The 24,246-nt window shown below is 69.1% G+C and carries 25 protein-coding genes; 13 read left to right on the top strand and 12 right to left on the bottom strand.

What is annotated here, in order from left to right; all coding sequences use genetic code 11:
- The first annotated feature begins 233 nt into the window (after window positions 1–233).
- The 4 genes from EV651_RS13170 to EV651_RS13150 all read left to right on the top strand — a co-directional run bounded on the left by EV651_RS13170 (window position 234) and on the right by EV651_RS13150 (window position 3,791).
- Complete coding sequence (locus tag EV651_RS13170) at window positions 234–1,448, top strand: NADP-dependent malic enzyme (RefSeq protein ID WP_133785441.1); 1,215 nt, start codon at window positions 234–236, stop codon at window positions 1,446–1,448.
- A 276-nt stretch (window positions 1,449–1,724) separates the two neighbouring features.
- On the top strand, window positions 1,725–2,693 hold the full coding sequence (locus EV651_RS13165) for a zinc-binding dehydrogenase (protein ID WP_133785440.1): 969 nt from the start codon (window positions 1,725–1,727) through the stop codon (window positions 2,691–2,693).
- 165 nt (window positions 2,694–2,858) lie between these two features.
- The gene (locus EV651_RS13155) at window positions 2,859–3,362 is read left to right on the top strand and encodes a GNAT family N-acetyltransferase (protein ID WP_133785439.1); all 504 of its coding nucleotides are present in this window, start codon (window positions 2,859–2,861) and stop codon (window positions 3,360–3,362) included.
- A 132-nt stretch (window positions 3,363–3,494) separates the two neighbouring features.
- Window positions 3,495–3,791 carry a WhiB family transcriptional regulator gene (locus tag EV651_RS13150; RefSeq protein ID WP_133785438.1) on the top strand — a complete coding sequence of 99 codons (297 nt, stop codon included), beginning with the start codon at window positions 3,495–3,497 and terminating at the stop codon, window positions 3,789–3,791.
- On the opposite strand, the gene EV651_RS13145 is transcribed toward EV651_RS13150, so the two are convergent.
- Complete coding sequence (locus tag EV651_RS13145; protein WP_133785437.1) at window positions 3,788–5,026, bottom strand: sodium:proton exchanger; 1,239 nt, start codon at window positions 5,024–5,026, stop codon at window positions 3,788–3,790. The genes EV651_RS13150 and EV651_RS13145 overlap by 4 nt on opposite strands.
- Before the next feature lie 115 nt (window positions 5,027–5,141).
- Between EV651_RS13145 and EV651_RS13140 the strand changes: the two genes are divergently transcribed.
- Window positions 5,142–5,492, top strand: a complete 351-nt coding sequence (locus tag EV651_RS13140) for a helix-turn-helix transcriptional regulator (RefSeq protein WP_133785436.1) — start codon at window positions 5,142–5,144, stop codon at window positions 5,490–5,492.
- Here the strand turns inward: EV651_RS13140 and EV651_RS13135 are convergent.
- From EV651_RS13135 to EV651_RS13120, 5 genes are all read right to left on the bottom strand, one after another.
- Complete coding sequence (locus EV651_RS13135) at window positions 5,489–6,211, bottom strand: AAA family ATPase (RefSeq protein ID WP_133785435.1); 723 nt, start codon at window positions 6,209–6,211, stop codon at window positions 5,489–5,491. The genes EV651_RS13140 and EV651_RS13135 overlap by 4 nt on opposite strands.
- Before the next feature lie 33 nt (window positions 6,212–6,244).
- A complete protein-coding gene (locus EV651_RS41350; RefSeq protein ID WP_165546322.1) occupies window positions 6,245–6,421 on the bottom strand; it encodes a DUF6104 family protein in 177 nt (58 codons plus the stop codon).
- Between the two features lies 1 nt (window position 6,422).
- Window positions 6,423–10,238 (bottom strand): multifunctional oxoglutarate decarboxylase/oxoglutarate dehydrogenase thiamine pyrophosphate-binding subunit/dihydrolipoyllysine-residue succinyltransferase subunit, encoded by a 3,816-nt coding sequence (locus tag EV651_RS13130; RefSeq protein ID WP_133785434.1) that lies wholly within the window; start codon window positions 10,236–10,238, stop codon window positions 6,423–6,425.
- A 429-nt stretch (window positions 10,239–10,667) separates the two neighbouring features.
- Window positions 10,668–11,075 carry a DUF3052 domain-containing protein gene (locus tag EV651_RS13125; protein WP_133785433.1) on the bottom strand — a complete coding sequence of 136 codons (408 nt, stop codon included), beginning with the start codon at window positions 11,073–11,075 and terminating at the stop codon, window positions 10,668–10,670.
- The gene (locus EV651_RS13120; RefSeq protein ID WP_133785432.1) at window positions 11,072–11,374 is read right to left on the bottom strand and encodes a hypothetical protein; all 303 of its coding nucleotides are present in this window, start codon (window positions 11,372–11,374) and stop codon (window positions 11,072–11,074) included. The genes EV651_RS13125 and EV651_RS13120 overlap by 4 nt, the downstream gene beginning before the upstream one ends.
- Before the next feature lie 70 nt (window positions 11,375–11,444).
- Between EV651_RS13120 and EV651_RS13115 the strand changes: the two genes are divergently transcribed.
- The 5 genes from EV651_RS13115 to EV651_RS13095 all read left to right on the top strand — a co-directional run bounded on the left by EV651_RS13115 (window position 11,445) and on the right by EV651_RS13095 (window position 17,451).
- Window positions 11,445–12,413, top strand: a complete 969-nt coding sequence (locus tag EV651_RS13115; protein ID WP_202870309.1) for a helix-turn-helix transcriptional regulator — start codon at window positions 11,445–11,447, stop codon at window positions 12,411–12,413.
- A gap of 123 nt (window positions 12,414–12,536) precedes the next feature.
- Window positions 12,537–13,208 carry a FadR/GntR family transcriptional regulator gene (locus tag EV651_RS13110; protein ID WP_133785431.1) on the top strand — a complete coding sequence of 224 codons (672 nt, stop codon included), beginning with the start codon at window positions 12,537–12,539 and terminating at the stop codon, window positions 13,206–13,208.
- Between the two features lie 158 nt (window positions 13,209–13,366).
- Entirely contained in the window at window positions 13,367–13,576 is a 210-nt protein-coding gene (locus EV651_RS13105) for a DUF6343 family protein (protein WP_133785430.1), read from the top strand.
- A 149-nt stretch (window positions 13,577–13,725) separates the two neighbouring features.
- Window positions 13,726–15,306: an ABC-F family ATP-binding cassette domain-containing protein gene (locus EV651_RS13100; protein ID WP_133785429.1), complete on the top strand. Its 1,581-nt coding sequence runs from the start codon at window positions 13,726–13,728 to the stop codon at window positions 15,304–15,306.
- Window positions 15,307–15,393: 87 nt separating this feature from the next.
- Window positions 15,394–17,451, top strand: a complete 2,058-nt coding sequence (locus EV651_RS13095; RefSeq protein ID WP_133785428.1) for a copper-translocating P-type ATPase — start codon at window positions 15,394–15,396, stop codon at window positions 17,449–17,451.
- On the opposite strand, the gene EV651_RS13090 is transcribed toward EV651_RS13095, so the two are convergent.
- Window positions 17,428–17,973: a TetR/AcrR family transcriptional regulator gene (locus EV651_RS13090; protein WP_133785427.1), complete on the bottom strand. Its 546-nt coding sequence runs from the start codon at window positions 17,971–17,973 to the stop codon at window positions 17,428–17,430. The two genes, EV651_RS13095 and EV651_RS13090, sit on opposite strands and share 24 nt — an antisense overlap.
- Window positions 17,974–18,038: 65 nt before the next feature.
- On the opposite strand from EV651_RS13090, the gene EV651_RS13085 reads away from it, so the two are divergent.
- The gene (locus tag EV651_RS13085) at window positions 18,039–18,335 is read left to right on the top strand and encodes a DUF2218 domain-containing protein (protein WP_133785426.1); all 297 of its coding nucleotides are present in this window, start codon (window positions 18,039–18,041) and stop codon (window positions 18,333–18,335) included.
- 45 nt (window positions 18,336–18,380) lie between these two features.
- Here EV651_RS13085 and EV651_RS13080 read toward each other — a convergent pair whose 3' ends face one another.
- From EV651_RS13080 to EV651_RS13060, 5 genes are read right to left on the bottom strand one after another with little or no spacing between them, the layout of a single operon-like run.
- On the bottom strand, window positions 18,381–18,992 hold the full coding sequence (locus tag EV651_RS13080) for a DUF305 domain-containing protein (protein ID WP_133785425.1): 612 nt from the start codon (window positions 18,990–18,992) through the stop codon (window positions 18,381–18,383).
- A 53-nt stretch (window positions 18,993–19,045) separates the two neighbouring features.
- Window positions 19,046–19,408: a DUF6153 family protein gene (locus tag EV651_RS13075; RefSeq protein ID WP_133785424.1), complete on the bottom strand. Its 363-nt coding sequence runs from the start codon at window positions 19,406–19,408 to the stop codon at window positions 19,046–19,048.
- Between the two features lie 36 nt (window positions 19,409–19,444).
- On the bottom strand, window positions 19,445–20,407 hold the full coding sequence (locus EV651_RS13070) for an aldo/keto reductase (protein ID WP_133785423.1): 963 nt from the start codon (window positions 20,405–20,407) through the stop codon (window positions 19,445–19,447).
- Window positions 20,407–21,156, bottom strand: a complete 750-nt coding sequence (locus EV651_RS13065; protein ID WP_133785422.1) for an SDR family NAD(P)-dependent oxidoreductase — start codon at window positions 21,154–21,156, stop codon at window positions 20,407–20,409. The genes EV651_RS13070 and EV651_RS13065 overlap by 1 nt, the downstream gene beginning before the upstream one ends.
- Window positions 21,153–22,469, bottom strand: a complete 1,317-nt coding sequence (locus tag EV651_RS13060; protein WP_133785421.1) for an L-fuconate dehydratase — start codon at window positions 22,467–22,469, stop codon at window positions 21,153–21,155. The genes EV651_RS13065 and EV651_RS13060 overlap by 4 nt, the downstream gene beginning before the upstream one ends.
- A 239-nt stretch (window positions 22,470–22,708) precedes the next feature.
- On the opposite strand from EV651_RS13060, the gene folP reads away from it, so the two are divergent.
- Together folP and EV651_RS13050 are read left to right on the top strand one after the other, a co-directional pair.
- Window positions 22,709–23,521: a dihydropteroate synthase gene (folP, locus tag EV651_RS13055; RefSeq protein WP_133785703.1), complete on the top strand. Its 813-nt coding sequence runs from the start codon at window positions 22,709–22,711 to the stop codon at window positions 23,519–23,521.
- On the top strand, window positions 23,521–24,246 hold the full coding sequence (locus EV651_RS13050; protein WP_133785420.1) for a pyrimidine reductase family protein: 726 nt from the start codon (window positions 23,521–23,523) through the stop codon (window positions 24,244–24,246). The genes folP and EV651_RS13050 overlap by 1 nt, the downstream gene beginning before the upstream one ends.

The raw sequence follows: 24,246 nt of genomic DNA, 5'->3' as shown, positions 1-24,246 counted from the left end.
CGTGGCGGCTGTCGACTCCCGACGAGACTGGATCGTCACCGTCGCAGGCTCCTGTGGTGGCCCTCACAGAGCAGACCAGTGGGCCTGTGGTTTACTCGTAGGCACGGGTGACCCCCGAGTGGCAACGGCGGTGCTCGACGCACCCGAACGGACCGCCTTGTGCCCCCACTCCGCTGTCAACGCCTGCCCATCCTCGCGGTGGGCTGCTTTGTTTTCCCGATGAAGGGTCATTCATGGTTGCCGAACTGCTCCCGTCCGAGACCGGCTCCGACCGCGCCGCATCCGATCCGTTCGCCGGCGACCCGGTGTTCGAGCTGCACGTGGGCGGCAAGATCGAGGTGACGTCCTCGGTCAAGGTCACCAACGCCGACGAGCTCTCCCAGGCGTACACCCCCGGTGTCGCCCGGGTCTGCACCGCGATCGCCGAGGACCTGTCGCTGGTTCGGCGCTACACCTGGAAGTCGAACGTGGTCGCGGTCGTCACCGACGGCACCGCGGTGCTGGGCCTCGGCGACATCGGTCCGGCCGCGTCGCTGCCGGTGATGGAGGGCAAGGCGCTGCTGTTCAAGGAGTTCGGCGGCGTCGACTCGGTGCCGATCGCGCTGGACTGCACCGACGTGGACGAGTTCGTCGACACGGTCGCGCGGATGGCGCCGTCGTTCGGCGGGATCAACCTCGAGGACATCTCCGCGCCGCGGTGCTTCGAGATCGAGCGCCGGCTGAAGGAGCGGCTGGACATCCCGGTCTTCCACGACGACCAGCACGGTACGGCGGTCGTCGTACTCGCCGCGCTCCGCAACGCGTTGCGAGTCACCGGGAAGTCGATCTCCGAGATCCGCGTGGTGATCTCCGGTGCCGGTGCCGCCGGGGTCGCGTGTGCCCGGATCCTTTTGCAGGCAGGGGTCGGGGACCTCGCGGTGGTCGACAGCAAGGGCGTGCTGCACGAGGACCGTGCCGACCTGAACCCGGTGAAGCTGTCGCTCGCCCGGGACACCAACACCGGCGGGATCTCCGGCCGGCTGGTCGACGCGCTCGCGGGCGCGGACCTGTTCCTCGGCGTCTCCGGCGGGACCGTCCCGGAGGAGGCCGTCGCGCAGATGGCCGAGAACGCGATGATCTTCGCGCTGGCCAACCCGAACCCCGAGGTCCACCCGGACATCGCGCACCGGCATGCCGCCGTGGTCGCGACCGGCCGCTCCGACTTCCCGAACCAGATCAACAACGTCCTGGCCTTCCCCGGCATCTTCCGCGGAGCCTTCGACGCCAACGCCTCCCGCATCACCGAAGGCATGAAACTCGCCGCCGCCGACGCCCTCGCGAGCCTCATCTCCGAGTCGGACCTCCGCCCCGACTACATCATCCCGTCCCCCTTCGACGAGCGCGTCGCGCCTGCCGTAGCCGCCGCAGTAGCCGCAGCCGCCCAAGCAGACGGCGTAGCCCGCGACTGACCGAGCCTCCCCAAACCAGTTCGGGGAGGATCGCCCGCCCGATCCGGGCAGACATCCTCCCCGAACTGGTTTGGGGAGGCTGCCTGCCTGATGCGGGTGGGGTGGCTTCCCCGAACTGGTTTGGGGAGCGTCGCCCGCCCGATCCGGGCAGACATCCTCCCCGAACTGGTTTGGGGCGTCGTGTCCGCCGGAGTGGGATGGCAGCTTTGCCACAGCGGTGGGTGGGGGTGAGGTCGGTTACTGATTGGGGGCTGACCAGCGCCTAGGGTGGTTCGCATGCTTGCTGCTTATGCCGCCAAGTTCGATGCCGACAACCCGATCGCCGCGCTGGAGGTGGGGGAGCGGCCCGAACCGACGGTGCCCGAGGGCTGGGTGACGATCGACGTACGGGCGACTGCGCTCAACCATCACGATCTGTGGTCGTTGAAGGGGGTCGGGCTGGCCGAGCAGAGTCTGCCGATGATCCTCGGTTGTGACGCGGCGGGCGTGGACCCGGACGGGAACGAGGTCGTCGTCCACGCGGTGGTCTCGGACCCGGCGTGGAAGGGCGACGAGACGCTCGACCCGAAGCGGTCGCTGCTGAGCGAGCGGTACCAGGGCACGCTGGCGCAGAAGGTCGCCGTACCGGCGCGGAACGTCGTACCGAAGCCCGCCGGGATGAGTTTCGAGCAGGCTGCGTGTCTGCCGACGGCGTGGTTGACGGCGTACCGGATGTTGTTCACGCAGTCGGGGCTGAAGCCGGGTGACACGGTCCTCGTGCAGGGCGCGGGTGGCGGTGTGGCGACGGCGCTGATCACGCTGGCGCGGGCCGCCGGGATCCGCGTGTGGGCGACCAGCCGGGACGAGGGCAAGCGGGCCAAGGCGGTCGAGATCGGCGCGCACGACGCGTTCGAGTCCGGCGCGCGGCTGCCGGAGCGGGTCGACGCGGTGATGGAGACGGTCGGGCAGGCGACGTGGTCGCACTCGCTCAAGTCGCTGAAGCAGGGCGGCACCCTGGTGATCTCCGGCGCGACCAGCGGCCAGGCGCCGAAGTCCGCCGAGCTGAACCGGATCTTCTTCCTGCAACTCCGCGTGCAGGGCTCGACGATGGGCACCCGGACCGAGCTCGCCGAGCTGGTGCAGTTCATGGCGAACGCCGGCATCTCGCCGCACATCGACACGGTCCTGCCGCTCGCCGAGGCCCGCACCGGCTTCGAGAAGATGAATGCGGGCGACGTCTTCGGCAAGATCGTTTTTACTGTTTAGGTCCTTTCTGGTAGTCCAGCGCCTACTGCGGGGCGCTCGGCACGGCACCTCGCCGCACGGGTGCAAAGGCCACGATGCTCCGCATCGAGACCTTCGCCCCCGCACGCCGATGCACCGCACCGAGCACCTCCTCGCGACGGCGCTGGACTACCAGAAAGGACCTGAATGCAGCCCGAGATCAGGCCGGCCACGGTCGAGGACGCCGAGGCCGGCGCGTGGTGTCACCTGTTGTGCTGGCGGGAGGCGTACGCCGATCTGGTCCCGGCCGATCTCCTGCTCGAGCGGACGTCCGACATCGACCGCCGTACCGAGCGCTGGGTGACCCGGCTGGGCGCTGGCGACACGCGCTGGATCGCGCTGAACCCGGATCCAGCTGCTTTGTCGCAGGACCGGGTGGTCGGCTTCGTCGGCACCGGGCCCGGGCGCGACGAGGACGCGCCGGTCCCGTTCGAGCTGGAGGCGATCTACACCCGGCAGGGGTACTGGAAGACCGGTCTCGGCGGCCGGCTGTTCGACGTTGCCGTGGGCAAGCAGCCGGCGTTCCTGTGGGTCTTCGAGGGCAACGAGCGGGCGCTGCGGTTCTACCGCCGGAACGGGTTCGAGCCGGACGGCGTCCGCAAGCACGACCCGTACTTCGACCTGTGGGAGCTCCGGCTGGTCCGGAGATAGTGCCAGCGGCACACTTGTGACACCGAACCGGTGTGACGTTTCACGGCTGAAACATTCGCGTCGCACCGGGGCAACGCGACGGGGTCACTCTGTTCCTACGATCCGCCCGATCGACGAGGAGCGATGAAGCCCATGAGGCCCACTTTGACGGTGATTGTTGACCCGGCCGACAACTGGATGACGAAGGCCGCGTGTGTCGGTCAGGCGCCGTCGTACGACGAGACGGCCAGCGCGTGGGAGCAGCGCAAGGCCCAGGCCATCTGCCTGACGTCGTGCCCGGTGATCGAGGAATGCCGGGAGTGGGCGCGCCGGACCAAGTTCACCGGCACCGCCGCGGGCGAGAAGTTCCTCGCCGGCCGCCGCCGCGGTCGCCCCGGCCCGCAGGAACGCCGTACCTGCCCCATCATCGAAGAGCAGCAGGCCAGCTAGACCTTGATGAGCTCGTCGGCGCGTTCCGCGTCGACGGGCTCTGCGGAGGTACGCCGGAACGGGGCCAGGAGCGTCGGCAACAGCTGCTTGCGGTTGTGGATCGCCGCGCCGACAGCGAGTGCCAGGTAGATCCCGCTGATCACGTAGCGCCCGGTCTGACCCGGTACGGCGAACTGGATCGCGAACAGGCCCAGCAACGTCCACGCGGCCCACCGCGGGAAGCGCAGGTTCAAGAGGATCGCGAGGCCGAGCAGCGTCTGAGTGGCGGTGAGCAGGAACTCCTCGATCTGCCGGCCGTCCAGGTGCAGCGCGGCACCGCCGCCACCGATCCCGTAGGCGATCGGCAGGCTCCCGATCAGCAGCGTCCACTGGTTCACCTTGGCCGAGATCAGCAGCCCCAATGCCGCGGCGCCCTTGCCTCGCCACGCGAACAGCAGCGCCACGATGAACTCCGGTGCCTCGGACGCCAGCGGAGCCAGCCACTGGACCAGCAGGAACTGGTCGATCCCCAGCGTGCGACCGCCCTGGACGAGTGAGTCCGCGAACGGCTCCGCGGCCGCCAGGATCACCCCTGCCGAGACCAGGAACATCGCGGTCACGGTGATCCGGCGCCGGAGCTTCGGCAGTGCGCCGATCGTCGCCGCCGGCCCGATCAGGTCGGGCTCGTCGTCATGCTCCGACGTCGCCGCCCGGTACAGGTAGTAGGCGAAGAACGCGAGCAGCAGGATCCCCAGCAGCAGGTGGATCTGGCCGGTCACCGGGATCACGAACGCGACCACGCCGGCCACAGCGAGGAAGCCCAGCTCACGCCGGTACCCGGTCTCCAGTACGAGCGCCTTGACCGAGCGCCCGCTCCGCCGCGAAGCGACGTACAGGCTGATCAGGACGACGCTGGACCAGCCGAGGCCGAGCAGCAGCCGGTTCGATCCGGTCATGTTGGCGGCGGCGTACTGCACGTACTCCGGGTGCGAGCCGGCTGTGTGTGCGAAGTAGAGGTCCACGGCGTACTCCGGCAGGACGGCGATGACCGCGAGGAGCGCGATCGCCAGACCGCCCGAGATGTCCATCTCCGCCGCTTCCGCCGCCCAGGCCAGCACGAACGATGCCGCGACCACGGCGAGGCCGAAGATCAGGATCGACGCGAGCGCCGGCGGATGGGTGCCGGTGACCCGCAGGGCGACCGCGGGGATCGCCACCAGGAGCAGCAGCAGAACAGGGCGGAGAGCTCTCAACACGCACTCCAGCCTGCCACCGTTTCGATACTTTCGCAATTGCGAAAGTATGAGACCGTCCTCACCACGGCACGCCGGGCTGCCCGGAGACCGCCTGAGCGGTCACAATGACTGCGCGATGACCAACCCAGAACCGACGAAGGCGCAGCTCGATTCCGCCGCGGGCACCTTCGCCATGCTCTCCGCTCCGGTCCGGCTGCACCTGGTGTCGCTGGCCGCCCAGGGGGAGTACGACGTCGGCACCTTGGCGGAGCGGGTCGGCGTGAGTATCGCCACCGCCAGCCAGCACCTCGGCAAGCTCCGCCTGGCCGGCATCATCACCGCCCGCCGCGAGGGCCGCCGCCACATCTACACCGTCGACGACCCCCACGTCCTGAACCTGGTAGACCAAATCTTCGAACACATCGCCCCCGACGGCACCCTGGCTCCCGACCCACCCCGCCGTACGAGACCGCCGCACACCCCCTAGAGGACGTGCCGTAGGTATCGGTCGGGGGCCTGTAGGTACGCCTTCCAGTTTTGGACGAGTTGTAGGTCTTCCCAGGGGGTGCGGCGGATGCCCCAGTCACCCACCTCGAGGATGGTTGCGCCGGGGAGGGCGGCGATGACGGGGGAGTGGGTGGCGCAGAGGACCTGGGAGCCGGACTCGGCCAGGCGGTTGAGTACGCCGACCACCGCGAGGCTGCTGGAGAACGAGAGGGCGGACTCGGGCTCGTCGAGGCAGTAGAAGCCCTGACGGGTGAAGCGGTCGCTGATCAGGGTCAGGAAGCTCTCGCCGTGGCTCAGCTCGTGAAAGACCGGGTCCTGGCGGACATGGCTCGGGTTCTGCTCCAGGTACGTGTAGAAGCCGTGCATGGTCTCGGCGCGGAGGAAGAACCCGGCGCGCTTGGCACCGACGCCGCGGGTCAGTTGCAGGTCGTCGGCGAGTGACGACTCAGTCGCCCGGGTGGTCAGCCGGGCGCCGGTGGAGCCGCCCTCGGGGGACAGGCCGAAGGCGACCGCGATCGCTTCGACCAACGTGGACTTACCGGCGCCGTTCTCGCCGACCAGGAACGTGACGCCGGGCTCGAGGTCCAGGCCGTCGGTCAGCAGTTGGCGGACGGCCGGGATCGTATGCGGCCAGCGTCCAGACGCGCGAATGCCCTCCGCCGCGGCAACCCGTCGGACGGGCTGGGAGGCGAAGGGCATTCACTCAGGCTAGAGGGCCAGAGGGCTAGAGGATCAGTCGTCCTCGTCGTCCAAGCGGGCCAGCCAGGTGGCGAACCGCTCGATCGGCGTCTCGAACTCCGGGTTCAGGTCGACGAACTCGCGCAGCCGCTCGGCCACGAAAGCGAGCGTGACATCCTCCTCGCCACGCCGCTTCTCGAGCTCCTCGATCCCGCGGTCGGTGAAGTACACGTCAGCTGAACGCCTGCTTCAGCAGGGTCGCCTGCTCGGTGCCGTGCACACCGTGCGAGCCGACCGCCGGGGCGGACATGGCCGGCCGGGACACCCGGTAGAACGGCTTGCCGCCCAGGTGCTCGGTCAGGTTCAGCGCCATGAACGGCCACGGGCCCTGGTTCGCCGGCTCGTCCTGCACCCAGCGGATCTCGGTCGCGTTGCCGTACTTCGCCAGCTCGGCGACGATCTCGTCGGCGGGCAGCGGGTAGAGCTGCTCGACCCGGACGATCGCGGTGCTGATCTTGTCCGGCTCGACCTTCTTCCGCTCGGCGAGCAGGTCGTACACGATCCGGCCCGACGCCAGGATCACCCGCTCGACTCCCGCCGCGTTCGCCTCCGCCTCGGCGTCGCCGAGCACCGGACGGAAGGTGCCGTGGGTCAGCTCCTCCGGCTGCGACACCGCCTCCTTGCGCCGCAGCAGCTGCTTCGGCGTGAAGACGATCATCGGGACGTGCTCCTCGCCGAGCGTGTGCCGGCGGAGCAGGTGGAAGTACGACGCCGGGGTCGACGGCTGCGCCACGGTCATCGCGTTCTCGGCGCAGAGCTGGAGGAACCGCTCGATCCGGGCCGAGGTGTGGTCCGGGCCCTGGCCCTCGTAGCCGTGCGGCAGCAACAGTACGACGCCGGACTTCTGGCCCCACTTCGCCTCACCGGACGAGATGTACTCGTCGATGACCGACTGGGCGCCGTTCACGAAGTCGCCGAACTGCGCCTCCCACAGCACCAGCGCCTCCGGCCGCGCCACGGAGTACCCGTACTCGAAGCCGAGCGCGGCGTACTCGCTGAGCAGCGAGTCGTAGACGTAGAAGTTCGCCTGGTTGCCCTCGTCCAGGTGCTGCAGCGGGACGTGGTCCTGCCCGTTGACCCGGTCGATGACGGCGGCGAACCGTTGCACGAACGTGCCGCGGCGGCTGTCCTGGCCGGCGAGCCGGACCGGGCGCCCGTCGAGCAGCAGCGAGCCGAAGGCGGTGATCTCCGCGCTGGCCCAGTCGAGCGGACCTTCGGTGATCGCGTGCGCCCGGCGCTGCAGCTGCGGCTGCACCTTCGGGTGCACGGTGAAGCCGTCGGGCAGCGTGGTGTACGCGTCGGCGATCTTCTTCAGCACCTCCCGGCTGATCGCGGTCGCGTCCGGGCCGTCCGGCTTGTTCGGGTACTCCGGCGCGGTCACGTACGGCGCCGGTGTTTCCGGCTCGTTCTTCGCGTCGCGGACCTCGGCGAACACCCGCTCCAGCCGCTGCTGGAAGTCCTGCATCGCCTGCTCGGCCTCTTCGATCGTGATGTCGCCACGACCGATCAGGGCCTCGGTGTACAGCTTGCGGACCGAGCGCTTCTGCTCGATCAGGTCGTACATCAGCGGCTGGGTGAAGCTCGGGTCGTCGCCCTCGTTGTGACCGCGACGGCGGTAGCAGACCAGGTCGATGACGACGTCCTTGTTGAACGCCTGCCGGTACTCGAAGGCCAGGTCCGCGACCCGGATGCAGGCCTCGGGGTCGTCGCCGTTCACGTGGAAGATCGGCGCCTGCACCATCCGGGCGACGTCGGTGGAGTACATCGACGAGCGCGACGAGGCCGGCGAGGTGGTGAAGCCGACCTGGTTGTTCACGATCACGTGGATCGTGCCGCCGGTCCGGTAGCCGCGCAGCTGGGACAGGTTCAGCGTCTCCGCCACCACGCCCTGGCCGGCGAAGGCCGCGTCACCGTGCACCAGCACCGGCAGCACCGGGAACGCGGCGCCGCGGTCCAGGATGTCCTGCTTGGCCCGGACGATGCCCTCGAGCACCGGGTCGACGGTCTCCAGGTGCGACGGGTTCGCCGCCACCGACACCTTGATCTTGTCGCCGAACTCGGAGACGAACTCGCCCTCGGCGCCCAGGTGGTACTTGACGTCACCGGAGCCCTGCACGGTCCGCGGGTCGATGTTGCCCTCGAACTCGCGGAAGATCTGCCCGTACGACTTGCCGACGATGTTCGCCAGCACGTTCAGCCGGCCGCGGTGCGCCATCCCGATCGCGACCTCGTCCAGGCCCGCGCCGGCTGCTTCCTCGCAGAGCTCGTCGAGCAGCGGGATGGTGGTCTCCGCGCCCTCGAGCGAGAAGCGGCGCTGACCGACGTACTTGGTCTGCAGGAAGGTCTCGAACGCCTCGGCCTCGTTCAGCTTGGCCAGGATCCGCAGCTGCTCCTCGCGCGGCGGCTTGGTGTGCGGGCGCTCGACCCGCTCCTGGATCCACTTGCGCTGCTCGGGGTCCTGGATGTGCATGTACTCGATACCGGTGGTCCGGCAGTACGAGTCGCGCAGGATGCCGAGGATCTCGCGGAGCTTCATGAACCGCCGGTCGTTGCCGCCGAACGAGCCGGTGGCGAACTCGCGGTCCAGGTCCCACAGCGTCAGGCCGTGGGTGGCGACGTCGAGGTCGGGGTGGCTGCGCTGCTTGTACTCCAGCGGGTCGGTGTCGGCCATGATGTGGCCGCGCACCCGGAACGCGTGGATCAGTTCCAGGATCCGGGCCTGCTTGCTGATGTCCTCCTCGTGGCTGTGCGGGAGGTCGGCGGCCCAGCGGATCGGCTCGTACGGGATCCGCAGGCTCTGGAAGATCTCGTCGTAGAAACCCTCCTGGCCGAGCAGCAGCTGGTGGATCCGGCGCAGGAACTCACCCGACTGGGCGCCCTGGATGATCCGGTGGTCGTACGTCGAGGTCAGCGTCATCACCTTGCTGACCGCGAGCTTGGCCATCGTCTCCTCGGCCGCGCCCTGGTACTCCGACGGGTACTCCATCGCGCCGACGCCGACGATGCAGCCCTGGCCGGTCATCAGCCGCGGCACCGAGTGCTGGGTGCCGATCGTGCCGGGGTTGGTCAGGCTGATCGTGGTGCCCTGGAAGTCCGGCAGCGCGAGCTTGTTGTCGCGGGCCCGGCGGACGATGTCCTCGTAGGCCATCCAGAAGTCGGCGAACGTCATCGTCTCGGTCGCCTTGATCGACGGCACCAGCAGCTGCCGGGTGCCGTCCGGCTTCTGCATGTCGATGGCCAGGCCGAGGTTGATGTGCGCCGGGTGCACCAGGGTCGGCTTGCCGTCGGTCTCGTCGTACGACGCGTTCATGTCCGGCAGCGTCTTCAGCGCCTTGACCAGCGCCCAGCCGATCAGGTGGGTGAAGGACACCTTGCCGCCGCGGGCGCGCTTGAGGTGGTTGTTGATGACGATCCGGTTGTCGATCAGCAGCTTGACCGGCACCTGGCGAACGCTCGTCGCGGTGGGGACCGTGAGGCTGGTCTCCATGTTCTGCGCGGTCCGCGCCGGTGCGCCGCGCAGGATCAGCCGCTCGGAGTCCGCGCTGGTCGCGGGGGCTGGCTTGGGCTGGGCGCTGGGCGGCTGGTTCACCGTGCCTCCGGTCGGGGCGCCGGACGTGGCCGGTGCTTGCTTCGCTGCGGGCTGAGCTGCCGGCTGGGTCTTCGGTGCGGCTGCCTGGGCAGCGGCCGGTGTCGGCTGGGTCGCGGCGGTGGTTGCCGCGGGCGCGCTCGAGGCCGGCGCGGACGTCGCCGTACCGCGGCTCGGCGCCTCGGGGGTCTTGTTGTCGGACACCGCGTCCGGTCGGGGAGCGTCGGCCGGGACGGTCTTCACCGGCGTCGCTTCACCTGGCTTGTACGTCTTGAAGAAGTCCAACCACGCCGGATCCACCGAATTCGGGTCCTGCTGGTACTTCTCGTACAGCTCGTCGACCAGCCATTCGTTCGCACCGAAGGCTGCTAGGGGATTGGTGTCTGATGGCTCGGTGGCCACTTGGCAGTTCGCCTCTTCCGATTTCGGGTCCGGTACCGCGGTTCGTTAATGCTGATGTTATGGGTGGTGTCCCAAGCAAAGGCTAATAGCAGGGGGACCACTTCCACAGTTCGGGACCACCGGACCAGTGTGTCGAGTGGTCGGGCTCCGGCGACCGGATCGATCGGCCCCTGAAACACTGCCCACAAAGGTGTTTCAGCCCACACTCCGTCCTCTCACCGCCCGTCGGTGCGGAGAGCAACGGCCATCGTTGCGGGACGCCTTGCAGAGGTGGCTTTCCGGCAGTCCGTCACGGTCGGTCGGTACGGCGTTCTGAGCGTGACTGCGCACTGTATGCAGTTGTCCGCTCGCCACCCGTGACGATCATCACCGCGCAGAAGTGTGGCCAACGTCACGCTCCGAATCAGTCCACCTGGGCATGATTGGCCTTCATCGGCTGGACAACCTGCGGACCAGCTTCAGACCCGACCAGGTCGCGTCGATCGCGCACACCTTGACGTCGACGACACCGAGCGGCAGGGCCAGCTCGCGGATCCCGTTCTCGTCGAGATCGGTCGGCACGCCGGAGGACCGCTTCGGCCAGGCGGTCCAGATCATCCCGGCGGTCGTGGTCTTGGCGAGCAGCACCGGGAGGCGTTTTGTGAGCCGGGCCCGATCCGGGCAGAACAGCAGCACGACGTCGTACGGCGTACGCCCGGCTCGGCGCGCTACCGACGTACCGGGCGGGAGTCCTTCGACGACGAACTCGGCCGGGGCGTTGTCGAGCAGGACGAGGTGGTCCGCCTTGATCCCGAGCTTGGTCGCGAGCGGCTTGCCCGAGTACCCCGGAGTGCTCATACGCGGATGTTAGGCGGTGTCATCTCCTCGAGGGTGCGGAGCTCGGGGGCGGCGTGGGTGCTGGAGACGGCGCCGGACAGCGGGGTCTGCCAGATCTTCTCGAGGACCTGGACGAAGCCGGCGGCGTCCTCGCGGGTGTCGAAGTCGAGGTCGATGTGGACCGTGGCGGGGTCGTCGACGGGACGGCTGATGCGGTACGCGAGCACGTGGTGGTCGCGGCGGGCGCGGTCGTAGCGGTCGAAGGCCGCCTTCCACGCGTCGTAGTCGGCGATGGTGTTCTCGATGTGCAGTGTGATCATGCGATCAGAGTGAGCCTGTCGAGTGCGCCGGCCCATCCCCGATCCTGGGGATCTTCCGTACGCTCACGGTGTGCGGGATCGGGTGGAGCGACTGTGTTCCGGCACGCTCGACGCGAAGGTGCTGCGCGAGCGGGCGCTGACCGAGCTGCGCCGTGCGGTCCCGTTCGACGCCCACGTCTGGACCCTCACCGACCCGGTCACCCGGATCGGCACGTCACCTCTGGCCGACATCCCGGGCCTGTCCTGGCCGGACCTTCCCGCCCTCATCCAGGCGCGGTACCTGCGGTGGACCAACCTCGTGGTGGGCGCTGGTCCAGTCGTATGGCGTCGTACGGATGACGTCGACGTCTTGACCGCGGTCTTCGCGGACCGTTTCGGCTTCTGGGCGTGGCTGGACCTCTGGCGCACGAGCACCTCGCCCTTCACCTTGCACGAGCGCGACCTGATCGCGTCGGTCGTACCGCCGTTGACCACCGCTCTCCGAAGGGCCCAGGCAAGAACCTTCACCGCCCCGGTCCCGCCTCCGTCGGGTGAGCCGGCGGTTCTTGTGCTCGGCGCGGATCTGCAGGTTCAGGTCGGCACGCCCGCGGCTCGTGAAGCCTTTCATCGGTTGAACCCGCCGGACGACCCGGCCGTGGTCGAGCAGGCGATCCCGGCGGCTGCGTACAACTTGGCGGCAGCGCTCGTTGCTGCCGAGAACGGCGTACCGATCGGACCGCCCTGGTCACGTGTCCACCTAGGGGCCGGCCGTTGGGTCACCCTCCGCGCCGCGCGAACTGCGCCGGACTCCGACATCGCCGTCACCATCGAGGAGTCGACGCCCGCTGAACGGCTGGAGGTCTTCGCGCTCGCGCATGCCCTGACGCCCCGCGAGCGCGAGATCCTCGCCGCGCTGACCACCGGCGCCGACTCCCGCCACCTGGCCCAGCGCCTGGTCCTGTCCGAACACACCGTCAACGACCACGTCAAGGCCATCCTCGCCAAGACCGGCGCCGCCACCCGCCCCACCCTGTTGGCCCGGGTCGCCGGCACGGGTTGATGTACCTAAGAACAGGAGGTGGTGGGTGAAATCGGGCCGACGGTGGGCTGCCTCAGGCGGGCGGGGGTCGTCGGGCGAGCACTACTACCTGTTCTTGGGCTCGGCTGGCGGCATACTGAGCGAATGGCGTTGACGGATGAGGCGATCGTCAAGATCAAGGGGATGATCACCTCGGGGGAGCTCGGGCCGGGGGACCGGTTGCCGAAGGAGGCGGACCTCGCCGCCCGGCTGGGGTTGTCGCGGAACTCGCTGCGGGAGGCGGTCAAGGCGCTCACGCTCGTCAACGTGCTGGACGTGCGGCACGGCGACGGGACGTACGTGACCAGCCTCGACTCGGCGCATCTGCTCGACGCGCTGAACTTCATGGTCGACCTGCACCGCGACGACTCGGTGCTGCAGTTCTTCGAGGTACGGCGGTTGCTCGAGCCGGGTGTGGCGGCACTGGCCGCGACGCGGATCGGCCCGGAACAGGTGACCGAACTCCGGCTGCTGACCAGTGACCTGGGACCGGATGCCTCGGTCGAGGAACTGGTCGCGAACGACCTGCGGTTCCATCGCGCGATCGCCGAGGCGACCGGGAACCAGGTGGTCTGCTCGCTGCTCGACGGGATCTCCGGCGCGACCCAGCGGGCGCGGATCTGGCGCGGGGTCACCCAGGCCGGCGCGGTCGAGCGCACGCTCGCCGAGCACGCCGCGATCCTGGACGCCATCGAGATCCGCGACGCCGAGGCGGCCCGGGCCTGGATGACCGCCCACATAGCCGGCGTCGAAACCTGGCTCCGCAAGGCCTCCTGAGCCGCCCGCATCTGGTGGGTTCACCCGTCAGATGCAGGGTTTGCGCCCGAGATCCGGGACGCAAACCCTGCATCTCGGACGTAGACCCACCAGATTCTGCGGTGCGGGTGCGGGTGCGGGTGGGTGCACGTGGGGTGCGCGTGGGGTACCTGAGGGGTATGGCGTTCGAACCTCCTCCACCTCGTAGTGCGTTGACGCTGCGCGTTGTGCTGGCGGCGTTCGGGGTGGTGCTGTTCGTGGCGGCCGCGGTGCTGGCCGTCGTCTACGAGCTTCCGGCCGGATGGGTGATCGTCTTCGGGGCGTTCGCGGTCGTCGCGCTCGTCGACCTGGTGGTCGTTGCCTGGCGCAAGCGTTCGGAAAATGGTTGATCAACCCAACCACGATCCGTAAGCTTGGGGAGTCACATTCCCGAGGGCAGGGGTTCGAGTTGTCGAACTGAGGTCTTTCTCCGCAACCGATTGATCGCCACCGTTCTGGTGTGCGGTCTCGTTCTGAGACCTCGTTGGAGTCGACACTCATGAGCATTTCCCTGTCCTGTACCGACCTCTTCTTCGCCTGGCCTGACGGCGAGGTGCTGTTCGACGGCCTGATGTTCGTCGCCGGTCCGGTGCGTTCCGGCCTGGTCGGCCGCAACGGCGCGGGCAAGTCGACGCTGCTCCGGTTGATCGCCGGCCGGCTCACCCCGCAGCGCGGCGCGATCCGGGTCAGCGGCGAGCTCGGGTACCTGCCGCAGGACCTGACCCTCGACACCTCGTTGCGGGTCGACCAGGCGCTCGGGATCGAGGCCGTCCGGCGGGCGATCACCGCGATCGAGTCCGGTGACGCCTCGGAGCAGAACTTCGCGATCGTCGGCGACGATTGGGACGTCGACGAGCGCGCCGAGGCGCTGCTCGGCAAGCTCGGGCTGGGCTCGATCGACCTCGACCGCAGCGTCGGCGAGCTGTCCGGCGGCGAGACGATCCTGCTCGGGCTCGCGGCCGAGTTGCTGCGGCGTCCCGACGTACTGCTGCTCGACGAGCCGACCAACAACCTCGACCTGCGGGCGCGGCGGCATCTGTACGACGCCGTGGACCAGTTCCGCGGGGCGTTGGTGATCGTCAGCCACGACCGGGAGCTGCTGGATCGCGTCGACCAGATCGGGGACCTGCGCAAGGGCGAGGTCACCTGGTACGGCGGGAACCTGACCGCCTACGAGGAAGCGGTCGCTGTCGAGCAGGAGGCCGCGGAGCGGATGCTGCGGGCGGCGGAGGCCGACGTACGCAAGCAGAAGAAGGATCTGGTCGAGGCGCGGATGAAGATGGATCAGCGCCGGGCCCGGGGGCAGCGGGCCTTCGAGCAGGGCGGGATCCCGAAGATCGTCGCGGGCGGGCTGAAACGGTCCGCGCAGGTGTCGGCGGGCAAGCATCTCGGGATGCAGTCCGAGCGGCTCGACTCGGCGCAGGAGGCGCTCGCGGACGCGGAGGAGAAGGTCCACGACGACGACACGATCCGGGTCGACCTGCCGAAGACCGCCGTACCCGCCGGCCGCATCGTGCTGCGGCTGGAGGATCACGTACTGCGGACCGGGGCACACGTCGACCTGGAGATCCGGGGTCCGGAGCGGATCGCGCTGACCGGGTCGAACGGCGCCGGGAAGACCACGCTGCTGCAGTCGATCGTGGCGGGCGAGTTGCCGGCTGTGCCGTTCCGGTACCTGCCGCAGCGGCTCGACCTGCTGCGAGACGAACTGTCGATCGTGGACAACCTGGCGTTGCTGGCTCCGAGTACGGAGAACCAGGAGCGGCGGGCGCGGCTGGCCCGGTTCCTGTTCCGTGGGCGGGCGGCGGATCAGTTGGTCAGCACGCTGTCCGGCGGCGAGCGCTTCCGGGCGACGTTGGCGGCGCTGCTGCTCGCGGAACCGCCGCCGCAGTTGCTGATGCTGGACGAGCCCTCGAACAACCTCGACCTTGCCAGCGTGGCGCAGCTGAAGGACGCGTTGGCGTCGTACAACGGAGCGCTCGTGATCGCCAGTCACGACGTACCGTTCCTGCGTGACATCGGCATCACCCGCTGGGTGGAACTGACAGCGGAGACGCTGACCGACATCGAACCGCTGTAGCCAGGTCGGAAGTCAGCCCCGTCACTTTGGGTGGCGGGGCTTTTCCGTGCCTTGATTCTAATACCCCCTAGGGGTATGTTGTGAGGTATGGACGAGCATGAGCGGCACGAGCACGGTGGTCACGAGGACCACATGAACCACGACGCGCACGGTGGGCATGGGGATCATGCGGCGCAGTTCAAGGACCGGTTCTGGATCAGCCTGGGGCTGGCGGTGCCGGTGGTGTTCTTCAGTGAGATGTTCGCGGACCTGCTGGGGTACATGCGGCCGGAGTTCCCCGGGGCGGGGCTGATCGCGCCGGTGCTCGGCACGGTGATCTTCGTGTACGGCGGTCAGCCGTTCCTGACCGGTGGCTGGAGCGAACTGAAGTCGCGGCGTCCCGGGATGATGCTGCTGATCTCGATGGCGATCACCGTCGCGTTCGTCGCCTCGTGGGTGACCACGCTGCGGATCGGCGGGTTCGACCTGGACTTCTGGTGGGAGCTCGCGCTGCTGATCGTGATCATGCTGCTCGGGCACTGGCTGGAGATGCGGGCGCTGGGCGCGGCATCCGGTGCGCTCGACGCGTTGGCCGCCCTGCTTCCGGACTCGGCTGAGAAGGTCACCGACGACGGGGTCGTCCAGGTGTCGTTGCACGAGTTGCAGGCCGGTGACGTTGTCCTGGTGCGTTCCGGCGGACGTGTGCCGGCCGACGGCACTGTGGTCGACGGGCAGGCCGAGGTCGACGAGTCAATGATCACCGGTGAATCGCGGCCGGTGTCGCGGGCGGCCGGTGACGCGGTGGTTGCGGGAACTGTTGCCACTGACAACGCCCTGCGGGTCGAGATCACCGCGGTTGGCGACGACACGGCTCTGGCCGGCATCCAGCGGTTGGTGGCCGAGGCGCAGGCCTCGTCCTCCCGTGCGCAGGCACTCGCGGATCGCGCCGCCGCGTTCCTCTTCTACTTCGCGTCGATCGCCGGTCTGATCACGTTCGTCGTCTGGGCGTTGCTGGGCAAGCTCGACGAGGCCGTGACGCGAACCGTCACCGTCCTGGTGATCGCCTGCCCCCATGCCCTCGGGCTGGCCATCCCGCTGGTGATCGCGATCTCCACGGAGCGTGCGGCGAGGGCCGGCGTACTCGTGAAGAACCGGTTGGCGCTGGAGCGGATGCGGACGATCGACGCGGTCCTGTTCGACAAGACCGGCACGTTGACCAAGGGCGAGCCGGCTGTCACCGGGGTCGCCACTGCCGACGCGGTATCGGAGGACGAGTTGCTGGAGCTGGCCGCTGCTGTCGAGGCCGACAGCGAGCATCCGTTGGCGAAGGCAATCGTTCGTGCGCATGCCGACCGGGTTCCGGTCGGTGGCGGGCGGGTGGCGGCGACGGACTTCCGGTCGCTCACCGGTCGCGGCGTACAGGCGGTCGTGAACGGTTCGGAGGTTGCGGTCGGCGGACCGGCGTACCTGCGGGAGAACGGCCTGGCCGAGCCGGACGCGCTCGACGCGGAGGTCGCGGACTGGAAAGCTCGCGGGGCCGCGGTGCTGCATGTGGTTCGGGACGGGCAGGTGCTGGGTGCGATCGCGCTCGAGGACGCGGTCCGCGAAGAGTCCCGGCAGGCAGTCGCCGCGCTGCACGAGCGTGGAGTGAAGGTCGCGATGATCACGGGTGACGCGCATCAGGTCGCCGAAGCGGTGGCGAAGGAACTGGGCATCGACGAGGTGTTCGCCGAGGTGCTGCCGCAGGACAAGGACGCCAAGGTCGCGGAGCTGCAGTCCCGTGGGCTGAAGGTCGCGATGGTCGGTGACGGGGTGAACGACGCTCCGGCGCTGGCTCGCGCCGAGGTCGGGATCGCGATCGGCGCCGGCACCGACGTCGCGATCGAGTCCGCCGGCGTCGTCCTCGCCGCCGACGACCCGCGCGCTGTCCTCTCGGTCATCGAGCTGTCCAAGGCGAGCTATCGCAAGATGTGGCAGAACCTCGTGTGGGCCACCGGCTACAACGTGATCACGGTCCCGCTCGCCGCCGGAGTCCTCGCCTTCGCCGGCGTGGTCGTCTCACCCGCCGTCGGCGCCCTCCTGATGTCGATCTCCACGATCGTCGTGGCCCTCAACGCCCAACTGCTCCGCCGCCTCGACCTCTCACCCACCCGGTTGGCTTCGTAGCCCGTACAGCGTGACCCGCACCAGGCGCCGTACCGCCGCTTTCGACGGTACGGCGCCTGCTGCTTGGAGAGCGTGCACGCAGTACGTCGCCAACTCCTTCGGCGGTACGTCGTCGCGCACCGCACCCAGCCGCTCCGCGATGAACTCCACCAGATGCTCGCGGGCGTGACCGACGTGCTCCGACCGATGCAGTGACGCGCCGGCCTCGGCCGGCGGGTGCTCGTGGCAGATGAACGCGTACGCCTCCAGCACGTCGTCGATGCGATGGGTCCGCTCCCAGATCTCGGAGAGCTGTTGCAGGTGCCCGGCGACTTGACGCTGGTGCCAGGCGGTCAAGGTCGAGTCGACGTCCGCGAAGTACTTGTAGAGCGTCGCCCGCCCGACACCGGCGCGGTGCGCGACCTCGGCCATGGTGATGCCGGTCAGTCCGCGTTCGGCGACGAGCGCGGCGGTGGCATCGAGGATCGCTTCCCGGACCGCCTGGCGGTGGGTGGCGATGCTGTCGTTCCACAATTTCGGCATGGCTGGATTCTAGTGGGACAGTCTGCCTATGATCGAGACACAGTGTCTCGAAAAAGGAGGATGTCGTGGCGGCTCTCGAAGCCCGGCTCGGTACGGCGCGTGCGGATCGGTATCTCGCCCAGCTGACGAGCCACATGGCGCACGGCCCGGGTGGGTTGACGGTGCTGTCCACGTCCGCCGACGAGCTGGTCGTCGACCTCGGTACGGCGACCTGGTCGGTGCGTGCCGGCCCTCAGGAGTTGGTGCTGCGGCTCGATGCGGAGGACCCGGCCGAGCTCGACCAGCAGAGCGCCCGGGTAGCGCACCGGGTCGAGCAGATCGCCCGACGCGACGGATTGCAGGTCGTCTGGCAGCCGGCCTGAACGGCTGACGGGCCGGGTCGCGAAACCCGGCCCATCAGCGAACGATCAGGCAGCCGGGAGGCGGCCCAGGAGCCTTTGCATGGTGGCGATCTCGGTGGTTTGGGCGGTCTGGATCTTCTTCGCCAAGGCCACCGAGGCGGCGTCCTTGCCGCTGGTCTGCTCGGTCTTGGCCATCGCGACCGCGCCCTGGTGGTGCTTGATCATCATCTCGACCCACATCCGGTCGAACATGCTGCCGGTCGCCCGGTTCAGGTCGTCCATCTCCTGCGGGCTCATCATCCCGGTCATGGTGTGACCGCTGTGTTCGTTCGGTGTCGGCACCGGCTTGCCCCAGGCGGTCAGCCACCCGGAGAGTTGCCGGATCTCCGGCGCCTGCGCGGCCTTGATCGCGGTCGCGAGGTTCTGCACCTCCGCGGTCGTTGCCTTCCGCAACGCGAGGTCCGCCATCGTCACGGCCTGCTGGTGGTGGGGGATCATCTGCGTCGCGAACGCCACATCCGCGTTGTTGAAAGCAGCCGCGGCGGATGCCGGCGTACTCGGGCTGCCGTGGCTCATCCCCGGCATCGAGCCGGCATCCGAGTCACCACAGCCGGCGAGGCCGAACACGGCGGCGAGAAGGGCGGCAGAAGCCGCGGTCGTACGGTAGACGTGCGTCATCACATTCCTAGGGGGCGTCGAAATCGGGTACGGCGGAACAGGCGCACGTCGGCCTATATCCGCAGTACACCCAACGACCGCACCGACCGGGGCGGCGACCGTTCTCCCAGCACGAACCGTGCACTCGTGGCGGGCAGCGACACTGCCCGCCAGACCAGCTGACTCCGCAGTCCCAGCGCCAACGCGAGCAACAGCACGAGCCCGGTCAACACCGCCATACAAGCGCCGCCCATGTCGTGCATCTCGTCCAACGGATCGACATGCACCCCGCCCGGCGCCCCGGCCTGCTGGGTATGTGTCATCACCATCCCCGGCGCGGCCATCGCGGCATCGTGGTGAGACGTGAGTCCGTGCATGGCGAACACCCCGGCGACTACAGTGAGTACGCCGAGCAACCGCAGCATGCGACCGGCCATCGCGACAAGAGTAGCGAGCCGGCCGGCGCCGTGGGCCTAGGGAGTAGGTGCGTCCTCGCGTAGTAGGCCGGCCGACTTGAGGTCTGACCAGAGGGCCGGGGGGATCTCGGTGCGGGCGAGGGCCGCGTTGGTGTGGACCTCTTCCGCGGTGCGGCAGCCGACCGCGATCCCAGCGACCGCCGGGTGTGCCAACGGGAACGCGATGGCCGCCGCCGGAAGCGTCGTGCCGTGCGACTCGCACACGTCCGCGAGCTTGTTCGCCTTGTCGATCAGCGCCTGCGCCGCCGGCTCGTAGTTGAACGTGGCTCCCGCCGCGGGTCGCGGCTGCGACATCAGCCCGGAGTTGAAGATGCCCACGGCAACGACCTGCACGTCGTTGTCCAGGCAGGCGGGCAGTACGTCGTCCAGACCGTCCGGATCGATCAACGTGTACCGGCCGGCCAGCATGATCACGTCGATGTCGACCTCCCGCACGAACCGGGTGAGCATCGCCGACTGGTTCATCCCGGACCCGATCGCGCCGATCACGCCCTGCTCGCGCAGCTCGATCAACGTCGGGAACGCCGTCGCGACCGCCTCCTCGAAGTGGTCGTCCGGGTCGTGCACGAACACCACGTCCAGCCGATCGGTCCCGATCCGCCGCAACGAGTCCTCGATGCTCCGCAGTACGCCGTCCCTCGAGAAATCCCACCGCCGCCGGCGCGTCGTACTGATCTCGAAACCCTCGTCGTCGGTCGCGGCGTCGGAGGCCTCGTAGATGATCCGGCCGACCTTGCTCGACAGGACATAGGAGTCCCGCGGCTTGTCCCGCAGGGCCTTGCCGAGTCGTTCCTCGGCCAGCCCGAGTCCGTAGTGCGGGGCAGTGTCGAAGTACCGCCACCCCTCGTCCCACGCGGCGTTCACGGCCGCGAGTGCATCCGCCTCGTGCACCTCGCCGAGCAGGTTGCCCAGCGGCGCACTGCCGAGCCCGACGCGCTGACCCTCCGGAAAGATCCGCATCAGCGGGCCGCCGGAATCCGCAGGTTCTGCATCCCGCCGTCGACGGCCAGCGCCGTACCCGTGGTGGACCCGGACAGCGGGCTGGCCAGGTACGCGATCGCCTGGGCGACCTCGTCGGCCGACACCAGGCGGCCCATCGGCTGGCGCGCTTCGAGGGCGGCACGCTCCGCGGCCGGGTCCGCCGCGACGTCGAGCAGACGTCCGACCCACGGTGTGTCCGCCGTACCGGGGTTCACGCAGTTCACCCGGATCCCCTCGCGGACGTGGTCCGCGGCCATCGCCATCGTCAGCGCCAGGACGGCGCCCTTGCTGGCCGAGTACAGCGCCCGGTTCGGCAGGCCGGCCGTGGCGGCGATCGAGCAGGTGTTGACGACCGCGGCCGCGTCCGACTTCCGCAGGTGCGGCAGCGCGGCCCGGGTCACGCGCGCGATCCCGACCACGTTCACGTCCAGCACGCGGTGCCATTCGGCGTCGTCGTTCGCGGTCACGTTGCCCTGCGCGCCGATGCCGGCGTTGTTCACCACGACGTCGATCCCGCCGAGCTGCAGCGCGGCCGCGGCGACCGCGTCCCGCACCGAGCCGTCGTCGCTGACGTCCGCGGCGATCCCGGTCAGCGGCACGTCGACCTCAGGCTTCAGGTCGAACACGACCACCTGGGCGCCGCGCGCCGCGAGCAGCTGCGCCGCCGCGAGGCCGATCCCCGAGGCACCACCGGTCACCACGGCCCGCAGGCCGGCGAAATCCGTCACTTCTTCTCCTCTGCCAGGTCTGTCCAGATCTTGCCACCCGGGAACCGGAAGTCGGTCAGCGTCTCCGCGTCCATCTCGGCGCCGAACCCGGGCCGTACCGGTGCCACGTAGTGCCCGTCCCGGATCACGACCGGGTCCAGGAAGTGCTCGTGCAGGTGGTCCACGAACTCGATCACCCGGTCGTCCAGCGAACCGCTCACCGCGACGTAGTCGAACATCGACAGGTGCTGGACCAGCTCACACAGTCCTACCCCGCCCGCGTGCGGACACACCGGTACGCCGAATTTCGCCGCGAGCAGCAGGATCGCGATGTTCTCGTTGACGCCCGCGACCCGGGCCGAGTCGAGCTGCAGGATCGACAGGGCCTCGGCCTGGAGCAGCTGCTTGAACACGATCCGGTTCTGCACGTGCTCACCGGTCGCCACTCGAATCGGGGCGATGGCGCGAGCGATCGCGGCGTGCCCGAGGATGTCGTCCGGGCTGGTCGGTTCCTCCACCCACCAGACGTCGTACGGCTTCAGGGCCTCGATCCAGGTGATCGCCTCGGCGACGTCCCAGCGCTGGTTCGCGTCGACCGCGATCCGGATGTCCGGGCCGACCGCCTCGCGGGCCAGCCGCATCCGGCGGATGTCGTCGTCCAGGTTCGCGCCGACCTTGAGCTTGATCTGCGTGAACCCCTCGGCGATCGCCTCGTGGCAGAGCCGGACCAGCTTCGCGTCGTCGTACCCGAGCCAGCCGGGGGTCGTCGTGTACGCCGGGTAGCCGCGCTCCCGCAGTACCGCTTCCCGCTCGGCGCGACCGGCCTCGGCCTTGCGCAGGATGTCGAGCGCCTCGTCCGGCGTCAGCGCGTCGGTCAGGTACCGGAAGTCGACCAGGTCGACGATCTGCTCCGGGGTCAGGTCGGACAGCAGCTTCCACAGCGGTACGCCGGCCCGCTTGGCGGCCAGGTCCCACACCGCGTTGACGACCGCGCCGATCGCCATGTGCATGACGCCCTTCTCGGGGCCCAGCCAGCGCAGCTGCGAGTCGTGCACGAGCGACTTCCAGAACCCGCCGAGGTCGTTCAGCGTGGCGTCCACGTCGAGTCCGAGGACGTGCTCGCGGAGCGCCTCGATCGCGGTTGTCTGGATGTCGTTGCCGCGCCCGATCGTGAACGCGAACCCGTGCCCCTCGAGGCCGTCGCCGGCGTCGGTCCGCAGGATCATGTACGCCGCGGAGTAGTCCGGGTCGGTGTTCATCGCGTCGGAGCCGTCCAGGTCCAGTGACGTGGGGAAGCGGACGTCGTACGTCTCGAACTCGGTGAATCGTGGCATCGAGGACCCGATCTGCTGCGGTGGGCGGTCTGACGGTCGAATCCTATAGGATATGGGGGCGACGGGGTAGGTGGGTGGCCGCCCAGGCAGGCAGAACTGCCGGAAACGGCCCCTTCCGGTGCTCCGCGTGGGGGTTGTGCCTGCCTGCACGTCCGCCCCGTACAGTCGGTCGCGTGACCACGAGCGATGGAGTGCTGCGCCTGGGCAACCGGTCGTTCGGTCCGGGCGAATTCGCGGTGATGGCGATCGTCAACCGGACGCCGGACTCGTTCTTCGACCGCGGGGCGACGTACGCGACCGACGCGGCGTTCGCGGCGATCGACAAGGCCGTCGCCGAGGGCGCCGACCTGGTCGACGTCGGCGGCGTGAAGGCCGGGTACGGCGAACCGGTCAGCGAGACCGAGGAGCTCCGCCGGACCGTGGACTTCGTGGCCGCGATCCGCGCTCGGCACCCGGACCTGGTGATCAGCGTCGACACGTACCGCAGCGGAGTCGCCCGGCAGGTCGCGCAGGCCGGCGCCGACCTGATCAACGACACCTGGGCCGGTGCCGATCCCGACCTGGTGAACGCCGCCGCCGAGTCCGGCACCGGGCTGGTGTGCAGTCACGTCGGCGGCCTCTCGCCGCGCACCGATCCGCACCGGATGGCATACGACGACGTGGTCGCGGATGTGATCCGGACGACCACCGCCCTCGCGGACCGCGCGCTCGCCGCCGGCGTCCGGCCGGACGGCATCCTGATCGACCCGACGCACGACTTCGGCAAGAACACGCTGCACTCGCTCGAGCTGACCCGCCGCCTGGACGAACTCGCCGCCACGGGCTGGCCGGTCCTGGTCGCGGTGTCGAACAAGGATTTCATCGGCGAGACCCTCGAACTGCCGCCGGGACAGCGCGGCAACGGTACCCTCGCGGCGCTCAGTGTCTCGGCCTGGTTGGGCGCCCGCGTCTTCCGCGTGCACGACGTACCGGCCGCGCGGCAAGCCCTCGACTTCATTGCCGTACTGCGTGGAACCGCGCAGCCCGCTGGAACCCGAAGGAGCCTGGCCTGATGCGCCACCTGGACAATCTGAGCGACGAGGAACTGATCGCGGCCTACGAGGTCGCCGACCGTGCGGTGCCGCACCTGCGCGCGAACTTCGTGAGCAGCCTGGACGGCGCGGTCGAGATCGACGGCCAGTCGAAGGCGCTGTCGAGTGACTCCGACAGCCGGGTTTTCAGCATGATCCGGCGGTTGGCGGACGTCGTCCTGGTCGGCGCGGGGACGATCCGCGACGAGGGCTACAACCCGCTCAAGCTGTCCGCGAAGGCGCGCGAATGGCGTACGGCGGCCGGGATCGCCGAGAATCCGACGCTCGCGATCGTGTCGTCGCGGCTCGAGCTGAGTCCGGTGAATCCGGTGTTCAAGTCCGCCGTCCAGCCGATCGTCGTCACGCATGCGAGCTCACCCGAGGACCGCCGGGAAGCGCTGGCGGAGGTGGCCGAGGTGCTCGTCCTCGGGGAGGCCGAAGTCGATCTCAAGGCGGTCGTCGAGGAGTTCGCCGCGCGCGGCATGACGCAGATCCTGTCCGAGGGCGGGCCGCATCTGCTCGGTGCGTTGACCGCGGCCGATCTGGTCGACGAGCTGTGCCTCGCGCTGGCGCCGCTGCTGGCGGGGCCTGGATCCAGCCGGATCATCGCCGGCGCTCCGTCGACGCTCACCCGGCGGATGAAGCTCGAGAGGGCGCTGTCGGCGGAGGATGACTATTTCTTCTTCCGCTACGTCCGGGAGGCCTGA

Source organism: Kribbella sp. VKM Ac-2571 (assembly GCF_004362255.1).
GTDB lineage: Bacteria > Actinomycetota > Actinomycetes > Propionibacteriales > Kribbellaceae > Kribbella > Kribbella pratensis.
Note: the sequence above shows the minus strand (reverse complement) of the source record. Positions and strands in the feature narration are given on the sequence as shown.